Origin of the sequence: Rubellimicrobium arenae, assembly GCF_017916275.1 — a bacterium.
Lineage (GTDB): Bacteria > Pseudomonadota > Alphaproteobacteria > Rhodobacterales > Rhodobacteraceae > Rubellimicrobium > Rubellimicrobium arenae.
Genome location: NZ_JAFMST010000011.1, coordinates 137,461 through 156,885, shown reverse-complemented (window position 1 = coordinate 156,885; position 19,425 = coordinate 137,461). Strand labels below are relative to the sequence as shown.

Genomic DNA, 19,425 nt, shown 5'->3' with positions numbered 1-19,425 from the left:
TTGACGCACGCGTAACCCGCAGAACATAACCCTCAGGCGGGTCACTCCTCGACGAAAAACCCGGGTCAGCTCTCAGTGGAAATCAAAACCGCGCACCAATGTAGTCGCTGGTCTGGCCCGCTGAAAGGAACATGCGGATCGGCCGACCGCGAGCGTCGGCAACGACGTGTAGTTTGGAGTTCAAGCCACCCTTTGTGCGCCCGATCAGGCGCCCCCGCTTGTCGCCGCAGCCCCTTTTGGGGCTCGCAAGCTGCAGGCCGTCCGGTGCGCCTTCAGGTGGGTTGCGTCGATCATCAGGACCTCGGTCTCCTGATCCTCGGCTGCCAGTTCCAGCAGGATGCGGGCAAACACGTCATGCGACTCCAGCGGACCCAGCGGTTATAGAGAGTCTTGGGCCTTCCATACACAACTGGCGCGTCCTTCCACATCAGCCCGTTGCGCTGTACATAGATGATTCCACTCAGCACCTGACGGTCATCGACCCGTCCTCGCCCGCGTGGCCTTGGAAAGAAGGGTCGTAGCCGCTCCATTTGCACTTCAGATAGCCAGAATTGTTCGCTCATGCAGCACCTCCCGGCGCTGCAGAGAGTCAGAGCCCCTGCGCCAGTGCAATCCGGTTTGTAGGTCCTGAGCCTAGGCCGGTTCGCCGTAGGCTGAGTTAAACCCCAGCGCTGTGTGCACTGAGCGGCCGTTGGGCTTTCGGGGACTCACTTATAATCACCAGGCATGGGTGCGTCACGGCCAAACGGACTGGTGTGCTGCCCCTACCCTCCTCACTGAAACCCGTTCCGTCCCAAGTCCTTTGAGTGTGTCGAGAGTATTTGGCCCAAAAGCTGACCCACCGACTGCCAGACCACAATCTAATGTATGATTTAACTTACAGATTTGGCTTGACTGGCGCACCCGACAGGATTCGAACCTGTGACCTCTGCCTTCGGAGGGCAGCACTCTATCCAGCTGAGCTACGGGTGCCTGCGCGCCGGAATAGGCTAAGCGCGAACGGTCTGCAACCGCAAAACCTCAGCCGAAGAGATCTCGACAAAGTTCGAGTCCCGAGACGAGCGCGTCCACCTCGGCTTCGGTGTTGTAAAGCCCGAAGGACGCCCGGCAGGTGGCGCCTACGCCCAGGTGCTGAAGGAGCGGCATGGCGCAATGGGTGCCCGCCCGTACCGCGATCCCCCTGCGATCCAGAACCGTCGAGATGTCATGGGCATGGGCGCCTTCCATGGTGAAGGAGAAAATCGCGGCCTTCCCATCGCTGTTGCCCTGTAGCTGAAGCCAGTTCAGGCTGCCCAGCCTGTCGCGGGCGTAGTCGCGCAGGCCGCGTTCATGTGCGGCGATGTTCGCCATCCCGAGATCGGCAAGGTAGTCGAGCGCCGCGCCGAAGCCGATCGTCTGAACGATCCCCGGAGTGCCCGCTTCGAACTTCATGGGCGGATCCGCATAGCTCACGGCGTCCCGGGACACCTCACGGATCATGTCTCCGCCCCCCAGGAACGGACGCATCTCCTGCATGCGCTCACGGCGGATGAAGATGGCCCCCGACCCTGACGGACCATAGAGCTTGTGACCGGTGACCGCATAGAAATCGCAACCGATTGACTGGACGTCGATCGGCATGTGAACCGCGCCCTGACTGCCGTCCACAAGGACGGGAACGCCACGGGCATGGGCGCCCTCGACGATCGACGCGACATCGACCACCGTGCCAGTCACGTTCGACAACTGCGTGACCGCCACAAGCTTGGTGCGCGGGCCGATGGCATCGATCACGGCCTGCGGATCGAGATCCCCCTTGGCGTCACAATCCACCCACTTCAGCACGACGCCCTGGCGTTCCCTCAGGAAGTGCCAGGGAACGATGTTGGCGTGATGCTCGAGGACGGACAGGACGATCTCGTCCCCCGCCTCCATCCGCGGCATCGCCCATCCGTAGGCCACGAGATTGATCCCCTCGGTCGTTCCGGAGGTGAAAACGATCTCCTCCTCGCTGGGCGCGTTCAGGAACCGGGCGACCTTGCCACGAACGGCCTCATACTTCTCGGTCGCGAGCGAGGAGAGTGTGTGAAGGCCGCGGTGGACGTTCGCGTACTCTTCGGCATAGCCCTTCGTGACCGCATCGATCACGGTCTTCGGTTTTTGGGCCGAGGCCCCATTGTCCAAGTAGACCAGCGGCTTGCCATGGATCTCCCGCGTCAGGATCGGGAAATCCGCGCGGACGCGTTGCACGTCATACATCAGAAGAGCCTCCGAAACCCACGACGCTCATCAGGATCGTCAGGGCAATGCCGACCACGATCGCCCCCAGCAGAAGCGCCAGGATCGTGCGACCGAAGCCGCCGAAGCCATGAAGCACCCTTGTGAACTGCACGACGCACCAGATCAGAAGGAACAGGCCCGCCAAGGCCAGGATCGGCGCGACCGGCGGCAGCAGGATGGAGAACAGGAGCTGGGCAACCTGGATGACGATCGCCAGCAGTTCCAGCCAGGCGACGACGAGAAGCGCCTGTTCGAACTGACCGCGCCCCCCCAGGACACGCCCGCCCACGAACAGGGCCACCGCCGAGATCAGCAACGAGGCTCCGAGAAGGGCGGCATGGGTGAACGGGTCGAGGATCACGTCCCCATCGGGAAGCGGGATTACGAAAGCGCCCCCGGTCAACGCGCCCAGAAGCAGGGCGTCGAGAATCGAGACCAGCGCCGCCGCCTGAACGACGGCGGCGAGCCCCGGACGCAGCGACAGAAGGCGGCTGGCCACCTCACCGGGCGCAGCGAGGCTGTCGCGGATCAGGACCAGGAGATTGGTATCACTGGACGCCATAGACTTGCGGCCCCCGGGCCGCCTCCCCTTGAGAACGCCACCAGAGGCCGATGAAAACCAGAATCCAAAGGAGGCCCGCGAGATTGGTCAGGATGGACGCCCCCGTGAAGCCGGCCAGGATGCCCGTCAGCAGCGCCAGCGGCGATGCCGCGAGCCACGACCAGAACAAGGCCAGTCGCGCACCGAATGCCGTGCCCTGCCCGCCGGTCAGGCGGGACACCGTGTGGACGACGCCTGCCAGCGCATAGAACACCAGCGGCCAGATCATGAGCCAGCCGAGCAGCGCGTAAGCCGCGAGCCTGGGAAACTCATCTCCCTCCAGCTGAGCGGTCCGCGCCAGGCGCGGCCACTGGCTCACGAAGACCAGGATGCAGCCGATCATCAGGAACGCAAGCGCCCGCGCCTCGTTCTCGCCCCGGGCCAGATGCTCCCGGATGACGGCGCGCGGACCTGTCCGCAAGGTCCGTCCTATGTCGGCTGCAACTCCCATCAGCGCCGCCGGGCCAGCCAGCCCTCAAGGCGGCCTGCCAAATCCTCGGCCAGCCGGGCGTCCGGGATCTCCTGCAGGGCTTCCCGCAGGAAGGCCAGCGTCAGAAGATCCTTGGCGTCGGATTCAGGGACGCCGCGCGACCGAAGGTAGAACAGCGCCGTTTCGTCGATCGCCCCGGCCGTGGAGCCGTGAGAGCATTTGACGTCGTCGGCGTAGATCTCCAGTTCGGGCTTGGCCAGGAACTGGCTCCGCTCATCCAGCAGGAGGGCCTGGCTCAACTGGTAGCCGTCGGTCTTCTGCGCCCCGGCGCGCACGAGGATCTTGCCCTGGAACACGCCGGTGGCGCCGTTCCGCAGCACCTTCTTGAAGACCTGCCGGCTTTCGCAGGACTCGGCCGCGTGGGTCACGAAGACCGTGTCGTCGTGATGAAAGTCACCGTCGCCCACGGCGGCGCCGGCAAGATGGGCAACCGCCCTGTCGCCGTTCAACCAGACCACCGCCTCGTTCCGGGTTAGGACCCCGTTGAAGGTCAGCGTGAAGGACCGGAAGTCCGCTTCGTCGGCCAGGCGCGCGAAGATATGGGTGGCCGTGCGACGATCATGGTCCCGACCCTGGGTCCGGACGTGATGCAGCCGCGCCCCTTCGGCCAGATCGACCTCCACCACGCTGTTGAACCGGGCGGCGGCAGGGCCGCTCTCGAGAAGGGTCAAGCTCGCTCCGGCATCGACCCGGACGAGGTGATGCAGCATGGCATCGGAGTCCGCGGCCTCGTGCCTGTAGACGAGGTGGACCGGCCTGCTCACCGCACCGGTGACGTGGATGACGATCCCGTCGGTCGCGAAGGCGCTGTTCAGGGCCGCCAGCGGCCGCAGCACGGGGTTCTGACCCTCCGACTCGAGGACGCCGTACAACCCCTGCGCCCAGTGGATGTCCCGGTCGGCGACGTCGGCCAGCCGCTCGATCTCCAGGCCATCCAGGTCAAGCGGATCGGAGGCTTGTGGGTCGAAACGACCATCCACGAAGACGAGGCGGAGCGCCTCGACCTCGGCGAAGGCAGGAGCCTCTTCCTCGGGCAACGGCGCCGCTGGCATCGGCTCGGGCGTGACGAGTCCCTGCGGATCGGTGAAGCGCCAGTATTCGTCGCGCCGCACCGGCAGCCCCATGCCTTCGACGCGCGCCAGGGCGGCGGATCGTGCGGCACGCGCCCACGAACCGCCTTCGGGAAGGGTCAGCCCTTCAAGCCGGCTGGTCGTGGCCTGAAGGCGCGGATTGGGGCGCGCGATCATTGCGCCTCCGCCAGGATATCGGCGTAGCCGTTGGTTTCGACCTCGCGCGCCAGCTCGGGGCCGCCCGTCCGGATGATCCGTCCGTTCGCCATGATATGGACCACGTCCGGCGTGATGTGGTCGAGCAGGCGCTGGTAGTGCGTGATGACGAGGAAAGCGCGTCCCTCGTCGCGAAGGGCGTTCACCCCTTCGGACACGAGCCGCATTGCGTCCACGTCCAGTCCCGAGTCGGTTTCGTCCAGGATGCACATCCGGGGTTCGAGGACGGCCATCTGGAGGATCTCGTTGCGCTTCTTCTCACCGCCCGAGAACCCGACGTTCACGGGGCGCTTGAGCATGTCGGCGTCGATCTTGAGGGATGACGCCTTGGCGCGCACCAGCTTGAGGAAGTCGGCAGAGGAGACCTCCTCCTGCCCGCGGGCCTTGCGCTGGGCGTTCAGGGCTGTCCGCAGAAAGGTCATGTTGCCCACGCCCGGGATCTCGACGGGGTACTGGAACGCCAGGAACAGCCCGGCTGCCGCGCGCTCCTCGGGCTCGAGGGCCAGGAGGTCGATATCGCCCAGATGCGCGGTGCCCTCCGTCATGGTGTAGCCGTCGCGGCCCGCGAGCACGTAGGACAGCGTGGACTTGCCGGAGCCGTTCGGACCCATGATCGCGTGAACCTGACCGGCGCCGACGGACAGGTCGAGTCCCTTGAGGATCGGCTTCGCGTCCTCCTCAAGTTCGACGTGCAAGTTCCTGATATCCAGCATCTACGTCTCCTGACCCCTGGGGCCTGTGCTGTTCTTGACCGATCTTGCCTAGGTCGGGTTGCCAATTCCTTAGGCCACCGCGCGGCAAGGGTGAATGACTGATTAACCGAGGCGAACCGCCGTGCCCGAAGCCGACACCATCAGCATGTTGTTGATGACCTCGTAATCGAGGTCGACACCTACGACGGCGTTGGCTCCCTTGGCAGCGGCCCGTTCCTCCAGTTCGCGGAGCGCGGTGTCCCGCGCTTCGGACAGGCTCCGCTCATAGGCGCCGGAGCGGCCCCCGACGATATCGGTGATCTGCGCGAACACGTCCCGGAACACGTTCGCGCCGAGGATCGCTTCGCCCACGACGATGCCCAGGTAGTCGGAGATGGGCCGCCCCTCGACGCTGGGCGTCGTGGTCAGGACCAGTCCCGAGGGCTGCGGCTTGCCCCAGACCATCAGCCGACGCTTCCTTCGAGCGAGATGGCCACGAGTTGCTGCGCCTCGACCATGAACTCCATGGGAAGGACCTGGAGGACCTCCTTGCAGAACCCGTTCACGACCAGCGCGACGGCCTCTTCCTCGCCCACGCCACGCGAACGGCAGTAGAAGAGTTGGTCTTCGTCCACCTTGGATGTGGTCGCCTCGTGCTCCACCCGTGACGAGGTATTCCGGACCTCGATGTAGGGGACGGTATGCGCCCCGCACTTGTCGCCGATCAGGAGGGAGTCGCACTGGGTGTAGTTGCGGGAGTTCGTGGCCTTGGGGTGCATCGACACCAGACCACGGTAGGTGTTCTGGGCGTGGCCAGCCGAAATCCCTTTAGAAACAATGCGCGAGCGGGTGTTCTTGCCAAGATGGATCATCTTGGTTCCCGTATCGGCCTGCTGGTGGTTGTTGGCGATGGCGATGGAGTAGAACTCACCCTGCGAGTCGTCGCCCCGAAGGATGCAGGACGGATACTTCCAGGTGATCGCCGAGCCGGTCTCGACCTGCGTCCACATCACCTTGGCGCGGTCGCCGCGGCAGTCGGCCCGCTTGGTGACGTAGTTCAGCACGCCGCCCTTGCCCTCGGAGTCGCCGGGATACCAGTTCTGGACGGTGGAGTACTTCACCTCCGCGTCCTCCTCGATGATGATCTCGACCACCGCGGCGTGAAGCTGGGCCACGTCGCGCTTGGGCGCGGTGCAGCCTTCGAGGTAGCTCACGTAGGAGCCCTTGTCGGCGATGATCAGCGTCCGCTCGAACTGGCCGGTGTTCTCGGCGTTGATGCGGAAGTAGGTCGACAGTTCCATGGGGCAGCGCACCCCCGGCGGAATGTAGACGAAGGACCCGTCCGAGAAGACGGCGCTGTTCAGCGTCGCGTAGAAGTTGTCGGACGGCGGCACCACGGAGCCCAGGTACTTGCGCACCAGCTCGGGATGCTCGCGGATCGCCTCGCTGATCGAACAGAAGATCACGCCGGCCTTCTTCAGCTCGGCCTGGAAGGTCGTGCCGACCGACACGGAGTCGAACACGGCATCGACGGCGACCTTGCGCGGCTCCTCGCCCTCGGGGCGCTCCACGCCCGCAAGGATTTCCTGTTCCTTCAGCGGGATGCCGAGCTTCTTGTAGGTGTCGAGCAGCTTGGGATCGACCTCGTCCAGCGACTTGGGCTTGACCGCCATGCTCTTGGGACGCGCGTAGTAATACTGGTCCTGAAAGTCGATCTCGGGCAGGTCGAGCATCGGCCAGTGGCGCGGCTCCTCGATCTGCTCCCAACGGGCGAAGGCCTGGAGGCGCCATTCGGTCATCCACTCCGGCTCGCCGTTCTTCTGCGAGATCAGGCGCACGATGTCGGTGTTCACGCCCTTGGGCGCGTACTCGGTCTCGATGTCGGTCTGGAAGCCGTACTTGTAGGCGCCAAGCGACGCGACGGCGGCCACGGTCGCCTCGTCCACGCCTTCGCGCACGTCCAATGCGCTTTCCCGGGCCTCGAGGGCCTCGGCGCGGACCTCCATGACGGGGGCTTCGGTACGATTGTCCAGAGCGGCCATCGGTGTTCCTCTCTCGTCCGAGGCCGTCACGCGGCCCGGCTCCGTTGCTTGCGTCGTGCGGCGGTGAAGGCGTCGGCAAAGCGCAGCACATCGTCCTCCGTCGTCTGGGGGCCGAGGGACACGCGCAACGCGCAGCCGGCCAACCCCTCATCATATCCCATGGCCCGCAGGACCCGGCTCGCCCGGACCTTGCCGGAGGAGCAGGCCGAGCCGGCCGAGACGGCGAACCCCGCGAGGTCCAGCGCCATCACCTGCGTCTCGCCCTTCCAGCCCGGGGTCAGGATCAGGCTGGTGTTGGGCAGGCGCCGCGACCGGCGCCCCACCAATATGGTGTCAGGCGAGTCGGCCTCAAGCGCGGTTTCTAGAATATTTCTAAACTGTGCAACCCGTTCCCAGACCCCGTCCGACAGGTCGCGCAGGGCCGCCCGAGCCGCCGCCGCCATGGCCACGATGCCCAGGATGTTCTCGGTCCCGGCCCGGCGGCCCATCTCCTGCCCGCCGCCTTTCAACCGCGCCTCGAGGTTGCTGTCGCGCGGGACGATCAAGGCCCCGACCCCCTTGGGGCCGCCGAACTTGTGCGCGGACAGGATGACCATCCGCACGCCCGACCAGTCATGCGCGTAGGGCAGCCGCCCGACCGCCTGCGTCACGTCACTGACGGCGAGATGCTGGGGAAGGTCCTGCACTACGCCGGTTTCCGAATTCGCGAGTTGCAACGCCGACCGGGCCGGATCGGACACGGTGACCGCGCCATCGTGATCGACCGGCAGGCTGCCATCGCACCAGGACAGCACGGCCTCGTGCTCGATGCCGGCGCAATGCAGGGTCCGGCCAGCTAGCGCGAGGGCTGCGGCTTCGGTCGCGCCCGAGGTGAAGACGATATCGCTTTGCGCGGCCCCCAGCGCCTCGGCCAGCTGTTCGCGCGACCTCTCGATCAGGGCCTTGGCCTTGCGCCCCTCGGCATGGACGGAGGACGGGTTCCCCACCACGTCCATGGCCGCCAGCATCGCCTCGCGCGCTTCGGGTCGAAGCGGCGTCGTGGCGTTGTGGTCGAGGTAGACGCGGGGCCTCAATCGTCCACGAGCTCCAGGAGCGAGGGCACCGCCGGGCACGGCGCCAGCTGATTGCGAACCACGTCGGACAGGCGGGTCTGGTGGAGGAAGACATAGACCTGCGCCGAGAGCCCTTCCCAGAGCCGGTCGGCCAGCGCCTGCGCGGTCGTCCCCGAGGTGCCCTTCCGGGCGGCTGCGCCCTTGTGCAGGGCGCTCACCGTCTCGTCCACGGCACCCAGGATCTCGGCCACGCGGATGTCCGAGGCGGGTCGGCCCAGGCGGTAGCCGCCGCCCGGTCCCCGCACCGATTCGACCAGGCCCTCGCGGCGCAGCTTGACGAACAGCTGCTCGAGATACGGGAGCGAGATGTCCTGGCGCTTTGCGATCTCGCCCAGGTTCACGAGCGTGCCGTCCGGCTGCATGGCGATATCCGCCAAGGCCACCATCGCATAACGCCCCTTCGTGGAGAGCTTCATCCCCTGCCCCCAAAAACGCCAATTCCGTTGACGCGCCGAACGGGCGTCTTTAACTGCTGCCGAGCACCAGTCTTCCGTCCGGAGGGCTGGTTTAGAATTGTTCTAAGGTCTCTGAGGGTTTCTGTCAAGAAAGCCTCCCGGCCTGTACCGCAAGGGACGTGCATGCCCGAAGTCATCTTCCCCGGCCCCGAAGGCCGGCTCGAAGGCCGCTACCACCCGCAGAAGGACCGGGACGCCCCGATCGCCATCATCCTGCACCCCCATCCGCAGTTCGGGGGCACGATGAACAACCGCGTGGTCTACAACCTCCACTACGCGTTCCACCAGATCGGGTTCACGGTCCTCCGCTTCAACTTCCGGGGCGTGGGCCGCAGCCAAGGCGAGTACGATCAAGGCATCGGAGAGCTCTCCGACGCCGCGGCGGCGCTCGACTACCTCCAGGCGATGAACACCAACGCCAAGCATTGCTGGGTGGCCGGGTTCAGCTTCGGCGCCTGGATCGGGATGCAGCTGCTCATGCGGCGGCCCGAGATCACGGGCTTCGTCTCGGTCTCGCCGCCGGCGAACATGTATGATTTCAGCTTCCTGGCGCCCTGCCCCTCGTCGGGCCTGATCATCAACGGCTCGGCCGACCGCGTGGCGCCGCCCGCCGATACCGTGGGGCTCGTCAACAAGCTCCACGAGCAGAAGGGCATCACGATCACCCATGAGGTGGTCGAAGGTGCCGGTCACTTCTTCGAAGATCCCTACATGGATCGGATGATCGACAACGTGAAAGGCTACGTGCGTCGGCGTCTCACGGAGAATACCCGCTGATGGAGACCGGACCGGGCGAGCCGAACGTGGCTAGCGATCGCCTCGCCCGGCAGATGGCCTTCCTCGCGGAAGCCGACCGGCTCAAGACGGTCCTGCGGGCCACGACCTTGTGCGACGGCTCGCGCCAGGAGAACTCGGGCGAGCATAGCTGGCACCTGGCCCTCTACGCCATGGTGCTGGCCGACCAGGCGGGCCCGGGCGTTCGCATCGACCGGGTGATCCGGATGCTGCTTCTCCACGACCTGGTCGAGATCGACGTGGGCGACGTCCCCATCCATTCGGCAAATGGCCAGGCGCACGGCTCGGCCGAGATCCTGGCGGCGGAGCGTCGGGCGGCCGAACGGATCTTCGGCCTCCTGCCGCCGGACCTGGGCCACGACTTCCGGCTCCTCTGGGAGGAGTTCGAGGCGGCCGAAACGCCGGATGCGGTCTTCGCGAAGTCGCTCGACCGGGTGCAGCCGGTGATGCAGAACCTCGCCTCGGGCGGCGGGACCTGGATCACCTACGGGGTCACGTCCGAGCAGCTCGAATCCCGCGTGGGCGTCAAGGTCGCCCGGGGGGCGCCGCGCCTGTGGGCCTGGGTCAGGGATCGGACGCGGACCTATTTCGGCGCGGCCTGACGGCCCGTATACCACGGCATACCCTATCCTTCCGGCGACAGCCGCGTTATGAGGTCGCCCAACCGAAGCTGCGGACGTGAAAGGCCCCCCGATGACCAAGATCAAAGTCGAGAACCCCGTCGTCGAGCTTGATGGCGATGAGATGACCCGGATCATCTGGGACTTCATCAAGCAGAAGCTGATCCTTCCCTACCTGGACGTCGACCTCAAGTACTACGACCTCGGTATCGAGGAGCGCGACCGGACCAACGACCAGATCACGGTCGATGCCGCCAACGCCATCAAGCAGTATGGCGTGGGCGTGAAATGCGCGACCATCACCCCGGACGAGCAGCGGGTCGAGGAATTCGGGCTCAAGCAGATGTGGAAGTCCCCGAACGGGACCATCCGCAACATCCTGGGCGGCGTCATCTTCCGCCAGCCGATCATTTGCCGCAACGTGCCGCGCCTCGTCCCGGGCTGGACCAAGCCCATCGTCGTGGGCCGCCATGCCTTTGGCGACCAGTACCGCGCGACGGACTTCCGCTTCCCCGGCAAGGGCAAGCTGACCATGAAGTTCGTGGGCGAGGATGGCACCACAATCGAGAAGGAGGTGTTCGACGCCCCGGCCTCCGGCGTGGCGATGGGGATGTACAACCTCGATGAATCGATCCGCGACTTTGCGCGGGCGTCGTTCAACTACGGCCTCAACCTCGGCTGGCCGGTCTACCTGTCCACCAAGAACACGATCCTCAAGGCCTATGACGGCCGCTTCAAGGACCTGTTCCAGGAGGTGTTCGACGCCGAGTTCGCCGACCAGTTCAAGTCCAAGGGCATCCATTACGAGCACCGGCTGATCGACGACATGGTGGCCTCGTCGCTGAAGTGGTCGGGCGGCTATGTCTGGGCCTGCAAGAACTACGACGGCGACGTGCAGTCCGACACCGTGGCCCAGGGCTTCGGATCGCTGGGCCTGATGACCTCGGTGCTGCTGACGCCCGATGGCCAGATCGTCGAGGCCGAGGCGGCGCACGGCACCGTCACCCGGCACTACCGCCAGCACCAGCGGGGCGAGCAGACCTCGACCAACTCGGTGGCCTCGATCTACGCCTGGACGGGCGGCCTCAAGCACCGCGCCAAGCTCGACGGCAACGCCGATCTGATGCGCTTTGCCGAGACTCTGGAGCGGGTCACCGTCCAGACCGTCGAGGATGGCTGGATGACCAAGGACCTCGCACTTCTCGTGGGGCCGGACCAGAAGTGGCTGACCACGATGGGCTATCTCGAGAAGGTCGATGAGTACCTCAACAAGGCCCTCGCGGGCTGATCCAGCGAGGGACGCCGCCCGCGCGGTGACGTCCCCGTCCGCTCCCGCCCACACCGCCGTCGATGACGCCCAGGGCTTGGCCTTCGGCGTCATCATGGCAGCGGTGGGGGTCGCCATCCTCACTCAACTCGGCCTCATCACCGGCCAGACGGCCGGGCTTGCCGTTCTGCTGTCCTACCTGACGGGCCTGCCCTTCGGAGCGGTGTTCTTCGTCCTCAACCTGCCGTTCTACTGGCTTGGATGGCGACGGATGGGGCCGGCTTTTACCATCAAGACCTTCATCTCGGTTGCGGCGTTGTCGGCGCTGACCTGGCTTGTTCCGGGATGGATGAGCTTTGCCCACCTGAACCCGGTGTTCGGGGCCGTGCTGTTCGGCCTGTGCTCGGGCGCGGGGCTGCTCGCTCTGTTCCGCCACGGGGCGTCGCTGGGCGGGGTTGGCATCGTCGCCGTGCTCATCCAGGACCGGACAGGGTTCCGGGCGGGCTGGACGCAACTCGGGTTCGACGCGGTGCTGTTCGCGCTCGCCCTGCTCGTGCTGGACCTGCCCACCGTGCTGCTAAGTGCCCTGGGAGCCGCGGTCCTGAACCTCGTCATCGCCATAAACCATCGGCGCGACCGTTACGTGGCCTACTGAGGCGCATCCTCGGGGAACTAAGGCGAAGCCTTGCCGTTGGCGCATCACATGCGCGCGAGCGGTCCCTGCCGCGCGCCCTGAAAGGAAAGGCCACACATGCACGGGATCATCTACCTCATCGGCCTCGTGGTCGTCGTTCTTGCCATCCTCTCGCTGCTGGGGCTGCGCTGACAATGGCCGAGCGGACCACAATCATCACGCCTGGATCGGGCGGATCGCCAGCACACTACGTGGACTGGCACGCCATCATCGCCGGGGCCGTCGTCGCCACCGCGATCGGAGTCGTCTTCGCGGGCTTCGGCGCGGCACTGGGCCTTTCCGCGATCTCGCCCCAGCCGGGCGAAGGGAACGCCACCCTTTCGTTGATCCTGACGGGCCTATGGGCTCTCATCACCATTCTCGTGTCCTATGGCACGGGCGGCTACATCGCTGGCCGCATGCGGCGGCGTTACGATGGCGCCACGCCTGACGAGGTCAGCGCGCGCGATTCGATCCATGGGATGGTCGTCTGGGGACTTGGCGTCCTGATCGGCGCCTGGATCGCGGCCGGCGCCCTGAGCACCGCCACCACGGCCGCCGGGAACATCGCCCAAGGGGCTGCGCAGGCGGTCGGATCGGCGGTCCAGGGTCTTGGATCGGCGGCTGGCGGCGCGGCCCAGGCCGCGACCGACGCGGCGACGGGCGACGGCGGGCTGAACCTGTCCGCCTTCAATCCCATCGAGGCGGTCAACAACCGGCTGCTGCGCGGCACCGGGGCGCAGGTCGACCCCGACGCGACCGTCTCTCCGGTGGCGCGGGATGTCATCTTCGACGTCGCGCGGACGGGCGAACTCACGGACGCGAATCGCCAGATCCTGGCCGAGGAGGTTGCCCGCAACACGAACCTCACCCCGGATCAGGCCAACGCCCGGATCGATGAGGCCGTCCAGCAGGTAACCCAGTTGCGCGACGAGGCGCAGCAGCGGATCGATCAGGCCCAGCAGGCCGCCCGCGACGCCGCCGACGCGGCACGCCGGGCGACGGTGTTGACCGGCTTCCTCGTGACGGCGGGCCTGGCCATCGCCCTGGGGGCCGCGATGTATGGCGCGGGGCTGGGCGGACAGCATCGCGACGAAGGACGCATGCTCTACCTATTCCGGAGCTACTAGCTCTTCCGTAGCTAGCAGGACGTGCCTATATGACGCACGGGAAAGGGGGTGGCCGGCCCGGGCCGCCCCCTAGCCTTTTCTGCAACTGCATTGTATCGCCGCCCCGTTCCCCGAAAGAGAGCTTCATGGATATCCGCAATATCGCGATCATCGCGCACGTCGACCACGGCAAGACGACCCTGGTGGACCAGCTCCTCAAGCAGTCCGGCGCCTTCCGCGACAACCAGGCGGTGGCCGAGCGGGCCATGGACTCCAACGACATCGAGCGTGAGCGGGGCATCACCATCCTCGCCAAGTGCACCTCGGTCGAGTGGAAGGGGACGCGCATCAACATCGTCGACACGCCCGGCCACGCCGACTTCGGCGGCGAGGTGGAGCGGATCCTGAACATGGTGGACGGGGTCTGCCTCCTGGTGGACGCGGCCGAAGGCCCGATGCCCCAGACCAAGTTCGTGACCTCCAAGGCTCTGGCGCTCGGCCTCCGCCCCATCGTCGTGCTCAACAAGGTCGACAAGCCCGAGGCCGATCCCGACCGCGCCCTTGACCAGTGCTTCGACCTGTTCGCCGCCCTGGGCGCGAACGACCAGCAGCTCGACTTCCCGCATGTCTACGCCTCGGGCCGCTCAGGCTGGGCCGACATGGAGCTGGACGGCCCCCGCCAGGACCTGTCCGCCCTGTTCGACCTCATCGTGCGCCACGTCGAGCCTCCGCGCCAGCTGGCCCAGAAGGACCAGCCGTTCCGGATGCTGGCGACCACGCTGTCGTCGGACCCGTTCATCGGCCGCATCCTGACGGGGCGCGTCGAATCGGGGTCGCTGCGCGCCGGTGACACCGTCAAGGCGCTGTCCCGCACCGGCGAGCGGCTTGAGCAGTTCCGCATATCGAAGGTTCTGGCCTTCCGCGGCCTGAACCAGCAGCCGATCGACGTCGCCGAGGCCGGGGACATCGTGACGCTCGCCGGCATGTCCAAGGCGACCGTGGCCGACACCATCTGCGACCTGTCGATCGACATTCCCCTGCCCGCCCAGCCCATCGACCCGCCGACCATCTCGGTGACTTTCGGGATCAACGATTCGCCGCTGGCCGGACGGGACGGCAAGAAGGTCCAGTCGCGCGTCATCCGCGAGCGCCTGATGAAGGAAGCCGAGCTGAACGTCGCCATCAAGGTGACCGACACGCCGAGCGGTGAAGCCTTCGAGGTGCACGGCCGCGGCGAGCTTCAGATGGGCGTCTTGATCGAGAACATGCGCCGCGAGGGATTCGAGCTCTCGATCTCGCGGCCCCGCGTGCTCTTCAAGGAAGAGAACGGCGTTCGCATGGAGCCGGTCGAAGAGGTCACCATCGACGTGGACGACGACTACACTGGCGTCGTGGTCGAGAAGCTGACCGGCCCGCGCAAGGGCGACCTGGTCGAGATGCGTCCCGCCGGGGCGGGCAAGACCCGGATCATCGCGCATGTGCCGTCGCGTGGGTTGATCGGCTACCAGGGCGAGTTCCTGACCGACACGCGCGGGACCGGTGTTCTCAACCGGATCTTCCACGGCTGGACCGCCCACAAGGGCGAAATCCAGGGCCGTCGGCAGGGCGTTCTGATCTCCATGGAGAACGGGACTGCCGTGGCCTATGCGCTGTGGAACCTGGAAGATCGGGGCAAGATGTTCATCGATCCGCAGGATCCCGTGTACGAAGGCATGATCATCGGCGAGCATAGCCGTGACAATGACCTCGAGGTGAACCCGCTCAAGGGCAAGAAGCTGACCAACGTTCGCGCCTCCGGCACGGACGAGGCCGTTCGGCTGACGCCGCCGGTCAAGATGTCCCTCGAGCAGGCGATCGCCTACATCGACGACGACGAGCTGGTCGAAGTGACGCCGAATGCGGTCCGCCTGCGGAAGCGCCACCTCGATCCGCACGAGCGGAAGCGTCAGGCCAAGGCGAGCTGAGGGACGATCAGGCGGCGGGCGGCGCGGGATGTTCCGCGCTCGTCCGCTCTGTCCCGAAGGACTGCGCTTTCAGCGCCTGCCCCGTGGGGCAAAGGTCAAGAAGTACGCACCGACGGCAGGCGGGGTTGCGGAAGTAGCAGCACCGCTGGCCATGCAGCATCAGCACTTCATGATCGTCGTAGACGGTTTGGGCGTCCCATTCCGGCGGCAAAAGCGCGGCGAGCGCGACATGGGCCGGCCCGACGTCCATGGTTCGTGGGATCAGTCCGGTGCGCTGAGCGACCCGGTGATGGTGGCTGTCAACGGGCAGCGCTGCCTTGCGCAGGCGGCTGAAGGACAGGACCGCGGCGCTGGTCTTGGGTCCGATCCCCGGGATCTGCTCGAGCCAGGCGCGCGCTTCGGGCACTGGTAGTTCGTCCAAGAAATCCAGCGCCAAGGTCCCATGCCGTTCCGTGATGGCCCGCAGGACAGCTTGGATGCGGGGCGCCTTCTGCTCGGGCCAGGTCACGCCCTTGATGAGCGTCTCCACCTCGGCGGTCGGCGCGTCGCGCAACGTTTCCCAGGTCGGGTAGGTGCGCCGGAGCGCCTGGAAGGCTCGGCCGGAGTCCTGATTCCGGGTCCGGTGCGACAGAAGCGACGAGATCAGTTCGCTCAGCGGATCATGATCGTGGAAATAGGCGATGGGGCACCCGTACTCACGGCAGAGCCGCCGGTGGATCTCCAGCGCCTTCTCCTTGAGGTCTTCGGGATCTGGGATGCGTTGTGCCATGACAGCCGAATCCGTGAAGGTCCGCTTCGGTTCCACCTTCGCAGCTACGGGTGGCAGCGCCTGGCCGGATCGGTCAGTCGCCTGACTGATTCACGTCGCGCTGGCGGCCCTGCCATAAGATGGGAACGAAGGGTGGCTCTGCCGCGAACAATGACCAAGCCCGCACGGCGTGTTGCGGCTTGGCCGCGATCTTCCCAGATTGGTTCGTCGGCCGACGGCAGCCGTCGTCATCCCAGTTCAGGGTGTCGAGCCTGTGTCGCCGGCGGCCCTCGACAGCCGGCGACAGGGTCTCAGACCTCCTCGAGAACCATCAGGTCGCGTTCGGCTGCGCCCTTCGCATGAGTCAGGGCCTCCTGGTAGGCGGGAGAGTTGTAGCACTCCACCGCGGCCTCTAGGCTCGGAAAGCGTGCGACGACGTTGCGAGCACGGTCGCGACCCTCAAGCTGGACGTAACGACCCCCGCGCGCGAGGAACACGCCCCCGTGCGCCGCGATAGCTTCGGTCGCAAGCTTGGCATAGCGACCATAGGCCTCCGGGTCGGTCACATGAACATGGGCAATCCAGAGCGCGGTCATGCGAGTACTCCCTCAATGACGGCTTCTGCGGCCTTGATGGCCGCTTCGGCGTTGGCGGCGCTGGCTGCGCCACCTTGGGCGAGGTCGGGCCGGCCCCCTCCGCCCTTGCCCCCGAGTTCCGCCACGGCGGCCCGCAGGATATCCACCGCTGACAGCTTGGGCGCAAGATCGGGGGTCACGCCCGCGGCCACGGCGGCCTTGCCCTGATCTTCAGCGATCAGGAGCACAGCGCCCGATCCCATCTCGGCCTTCATTCCATCGATCAGGGCGGGCAAGTCCTTGCCGGTCACCCCGGACAGGACCTGCGCCCGGAATGGCACGCCGCCGACCTCGCGTGAAGGCTGAGCCTCGCGCGCGGGCCCGCCCAGAGCACGCTCGCGGCGGAGTTGCGCGACCTCGTTCTGAAGCGAGCGACGTTCGTCCATGAGGGACTTGACCCGCGCGCCCACCTCGCTCAGAGGCGCCTTGAGAAGACCTGCCACTTCCTGAAGCGCACGTTCGCGCGCCCGCAGGTGATCCAGAGCCGCCTGGCCAGTCAGAGCTTCGACCCGCCGAACGCCAGCCGAGGAGGCGCTGTCCGACAGGACAACGAAGGCGCCGATGTCGCCAAGCCGCTGGACATGGGTGCCTCCGCAAAGCTCGAGCGAATAGGTCCGCCCCTCCGAGCCCTTGCCGGAGCCGTCGCGCGTCCCCATCGAAACCACGCGAACCTCATCGCCGTACTTCTCTCCAAAGAGAGCCTGGGCCCCGAGGTCCCGGGCGTCGTCCGGGGTCATGACCCGCGTCTCGACCGGTCCGTTCTGGCGGATGTAGCTGTTCACCTCACCCTCGACCTGGGCCAGCTCGTCGCTGGTGAGAGCCTGGCCATGGCTGAAGTCGAAGCGGAGACGGTCCGGCGCGTTGAGGCTGCCCCGCTGGGCGACATGCTCGCCCAAGGCAAGGCGGAGCGCCTCGTTGAGAAGGTGGGTGGCCGAGTGATTGGCCCGGATCGCCGACCGGCGGCCATGATCCACTTCCAGTCCGACGGCGTCGCCGACCGCCAAGCGGCCGGTGTCGAGGGTCACCCGATGCGCGAACAGGCGACCGTCCGCGAACTTCTGGACATCCGAAATCGTGGCGACCGAGTCGTGGTCGTTCAGGCGACGCAGATACCCCTGGTCCGCGACCTGACCGCCCGACTCCGCGTAGAACGGAGTCTGGTTGACGACGATCCAGGCGCTCCCCGGGCCGTCCACGGCCTCGACCGACTGGCCGTTCTCCACGATCGCCAGGACCTGAGCCTCGGCCTTCTCGGTGTCGTAGCCCAGGAACTCGGTCGCGCCGAACGTCTCGGCAAGGTCGAACCAGACCGCAGCATCCTTGGCCTCGCCGGATCCGGCCCAGGACGCACGGGCGCGGGCCTTCTCCTCGTTCATCGCGGCCTCGAAGCCGGCCACGTCGACGCTGCGCCCCTTCTCGCGCAGGGCATCCTGCGTCAGGTCGAGCGGGAAGCCGTAGGTCCCGTAAAGACGGAAGGCCGCGTCGCCGGGCAGGTCGGCCCCTTCGGGCAGGCGCGCCAGCTCGTCGTCGAGAAGCCGCAGGCCGCGATCAAGCGTTTCGCGGAACTTGGTCTCTTCGCGCTTCAGCGTGTCGGTGATGAGCGCCTGCCCGCGCGACAGCTCGGGATAGGCGGCCCCCATCTGCTGGACGAGCGCGGGGACGAGCCGGTGCATCACCGGATCCTTGGCCCCCAACATCGCCGCATGGCGCATCGCGCGGCGCATGATGCGGCGCAGCACGTAGCCCCGCCCTTCGTTCGACGGCATCACGCCATCGGCGATCAGGAACGAGGTGGACCGAAGGTGGTCGGCGATGACGCGGTGATGGATCTTGCCGGGACCGTCCGGGTCCGAATGCGTGGCATGGGCTGACGCCTCGATCAGCGCGCGCATGAGATCGGTGTCGTAGTTGTCGTGCTTGCCCTGAAGGAGCGCGCCGATCCGTTCCAGCCCCATGCCGGTGTCGATCGAGGGGCGGGGGAGACCCTGCCGCGATCCATCCTCGAACTGCTCGAACTGCATGAAGACGAGGTTCCAGATCTCGATGAAGCGGTCCCCGTCCTGGTCGGCCGAGCCCGGCGGGCCGCCCCAGACCGAAGGGCCGTGATCGTAGAAGATCTCGGTGCAGGGGCCGCAGGGACCGGTCGGCCCCATCATCCAGAAGTTGTCGTTCGTCGGGATGCGGATGATGCGGTCATCCGACAGGCCCGCCACCTTCTTCCAGATGTTCGCGGCGTCGTCGTCGGTGTGGTAGACCGTCACCAGCAGGCGGCTGCCATCGATTCCGAAGTCCTTGGTCAGCAGCTCCCAGGCGAAGGGGATCGCGTTCTCCTTGAAGTAGTCGCCGAAGGAGAAGTTGCCGAGCATCTCGAAGAAGGTGTGGTGCCGCGCCGTGTAGCCCACATTGTCGAGGTCGTTGTGCTTGCCGCCGGCGCGGACGCATTTCTGGGCCGTCGTGGCACGCTTGTAGGGCCGGGATTCAAGACCGGTGAAGACGTTCTTGAACTGCACCATCCCCGAGTTGGTGAACATCAGGGTCGGGTCGTTGCGCGGCACGAGCGGGGAGGACGAGACGACCTCGTGGCCGTTGCGGGCGAAGAAGTCCAAGAAGGTCGAGCGGATGTCGGCGAGGCTGGTCATGGCGGAGTTCCCCGGAAGCGGTCGGTGTGGAATAGCCC

The 19,425-nt window shown here is 66.4% G+C and carries 18 protein-coding genes, 1 tRNA gene and 1 pseudogene; 6 read left to right on the top strand and 14 right to left on the bottom strand.

What is annotated here, in order from left to right; translation table 11 throughout:
- Positions 1-91 precede the first annotated feature (91 nt).
- The 11 genes and pseudogenes from J3P31_RS17345 to iscR form a co-directional block, all read right to left on the bottom strand.
- Positions 92-563 (bottom strand): annotated as a pseudogene (locus J3P31_RS17345) (IS5 family transposase); the annotation flags it as partial.
- A gap of 332 nt (positions 564-895) precedes the next feature.
- Positions 896-972, bottom strand: a tRNA-Arg gene (locus J3P31_RS17340).
- A gap of 48 nt (positions 973-1,020) precedes the next feature.
- Entirely contained in the window at positions 1,021-2,238 is a 1,218-nt protein-coding gene (locus tag J3P31_RS17335; RefSeq protein WP_210529763.1) for a cysteine desulfurase, read from the bottom strand.
- Positions 2,231-2,821, bottom strand: coding sequence for a YIP1 family protein (locus J3P31_RS17330; protein ID WP_210529762.1), 591 nt, complete (start codon positions 2,819-2,821; stop codon positions 2,231-2,233). Before J3P31_RS17330 ends, J3P31_RS17335 begins: the two co-directional genes overlap by 8 nt.
- Positions 2,808-3,281, bottom strand: coding sequence for a YIP1 family protein (locus J3P31_RS17325; RefSeq protein WP_368373102.1), 474 nt, complete (start codon positions 3,279-3,281; stop codon positions 2,808-2,810). The genes J3P31_RS17330 and J3P31_RS17325 overlap by 14 nt, the downstream gene beginning before the upstream one ends.
- A gap of 29 nt (positions 3,282-3,310) precedes the next feature.
- A complete protein-coding gene (gene sufD, locus J3P31_RS17320) occupies positions 3,311-4,594 on the bottom strand; it encodes a Fe-S cluster assembly protein SufD (protein ID WP_438270308.1) in 1,284 nt (427 codons plus the stop codon).
- Positions 4,594-5,349 (bottom strand): Fe-S cluster assembly ATPase SufC, encoded by a 756-nt coding sequence (sufC, locus tag J3P31_RS17315; protein ID WP_210529759.1) that lies wholly within the window; start codon positions 5,347-5,349, stop codon positions 4,594-4,596. Before sufC ends, sufD begins: the two co-directional genes overlap by 1 nt.
- Before the next feature lie 102 nt (positions 5,350-5,451).
- Complete coding sequence (locus J3P31_RS17310) at positions 5,452-5,763, bottom strand: heavy metal-binding domain-containing protein (RefSeq protein ID WP_210529773.1); 312 nt, start codon at positions 5,761-5,763, stop codon at positions 5,452-5,454.
- Between the two features lie 29 nt (positions 5,764-5,792).
- Positions 5,793-7,334 carry a Fe-S cluster assembly protein SufB gene (gene sufB / locus J3P31_RS17305; protein ID WP_210529772.1) on the bottom strand — a complete coding sequence of 514 codons (1,542 nt, stop codon included), beginning with the start codon at positions 7,332-7,334 and terminating at the stop codon, positions 5,793-5,795.
- A 62-nt stretch (positions 7,335-7,396) separates the two neighbouring features.
- Positions 7,397-8,443, bottom strand: coding sequence for a cysteine desulfurase family protein (locus tag J3P31_RS17300; protein ID WP_210529758.1), 1,047 nt, complete (start codon positions 8,441-8,443; stop codon positions 7,397-7,399).
- Positions 8,440-8,898: a Fe-S cluster assembly transcriptional regulator IscR gene (gene iscR / locus J3P31_RS17295; RefSeq protein ID WP_210529757.1), complete on the bottom strand. Its 459-nt coding sequence runs from the start codon at positions 8,896-8,898 to the stop codon at positions 8,440-8,442. Before iscR ends, J3P31_RS17300 begins: the two co-directional genes overlap by 4 nt.
- A 162-nt stretch (positions 8,899-9,060) precedes the next feature.
- Here iscR and J3P31_RS17290 point away from each other — a divergent pair, with 162 nt between their 5' ends.
- From J3P31_RS17290 to typA, 6 genes are all read left to right on the top strand, one after another.
- On the top strand, positions 9,061-9,714 hold the full coding sequence (locus J3P31_RS17290) for an alpha/beta hydrolase (RefSeq protein WP_210529756.1): 654 nt from the start codon (positions 9,061-9,063) through the stop codon (positions 9,712-9,714).
- Positions 9,714-10,334 carry an HD domain-containing protein gene (locus J3P31_RS17285; RefSeq protein ID WP_210529755.1) on the top strand — a complete coding sequence of 207 codons (621 nt, stop codon included), beginning with the start codon at positions 9,714-9,716 and terminating at the stop codon, positions 10,332-10,334. Before J3P31_RS17290 ends, J3P31_RS17285 begins: the two co-directional genes overlap by 1 nt.
- Positions 10,335-10,425: 91 nt before the next feature.
- Positions 10,426-11,640: an NADP-dependent isocitrate dehydrogenase gene (locus J3P31_RS17280; protein ID WP_210529754.1), complete on the top strand. Its 1,215-nt coding sequence runs from the start codon at positions 10,426-10,428 to the stop codon at positions 11,638-11,640.
- 25 nt (positions 11,641-11,665) lie between these two features.
- Entirely contained in the window at positions 11,666-12,274 is a 609-nt protein-coding gene (locus J3P31_RS17275) for a YitT family protein (RefSeq protein ID WP_210529753.1), read from the top strand.
- A gap of 173 nt (positions 12,275-12,447) precedes the next feature.
- Positions 12,448-13,422: a hypothetical protein gene (locus J3P31_RS17270; RefSeq protein WP_210529752.1), complete on the top strand. Its 975-nt coding sequence runs from the start codon at positions 12,448-12,450 to the stop codon at positions 13,420-13,422.
- Positions 13,423-13,547: 125 nt separating this feature from the next.
- The gene (typA, locus tag J3P31_RS17265; RefSeq protein ID WP_210529751.1) at positions 13,548-15,365 is read left to right on the top strand and encodes a translational GTPase TypA; all 1,818 of its coding nucleotides are present in this window, start codon (positions 13,548-13,550) and stop codon (positions 15,363-15,365) included.
- A gap of 7 nt (positions 15,366-15,372) precedes the next feature.
- On the opposite strand, the gene J3P31_RS17260 is transcribed toward typA, so the two are convergent.
- From J3P31_RS17260 to alaS, 3 genes are all read right to left on the bottom strand, one after another.
- The gene (locus tag J3P31_RS17260; protein ID WP_210529750.1) at positions 15,373-16,134 is read right to left on the bottom strand and encodes an endonuclease III domain-containing protein; all 762 of its coding nucleotides are present in this window, start codon (positions 16,132-16,134) and stop codon (positions 15,373-15,375) included.
- A gap of 290 nt (positions 16,135-16,424) precedes the next feature.
- Positions 16,425-16,709, bottom strand: a complete 285-nt coding sequence (locus J3P31_RS17255) for a DUF1330 domain-containing protein (protein ID WP_210529749.1) — start codon at positions 16,707-16,709, stop codon at positions 16,425-16,427.
- Complete coding sequence (gene alaS, locus J3P31_RS17250) at positions 16,706-19,387, bottom strand: alanine--tRNA ligase (protein ID WP_210529748.1); 2,682 nt, start codon at positions 19,385-19,387, stop codon at positions 16,706-16,708. Before alaS ends, J3P31_RS17255 begins: the two co-directional genes overlap by 4 nt.
- Positions 19,388-19,425 lie beyond the last annotated feature (38 nt).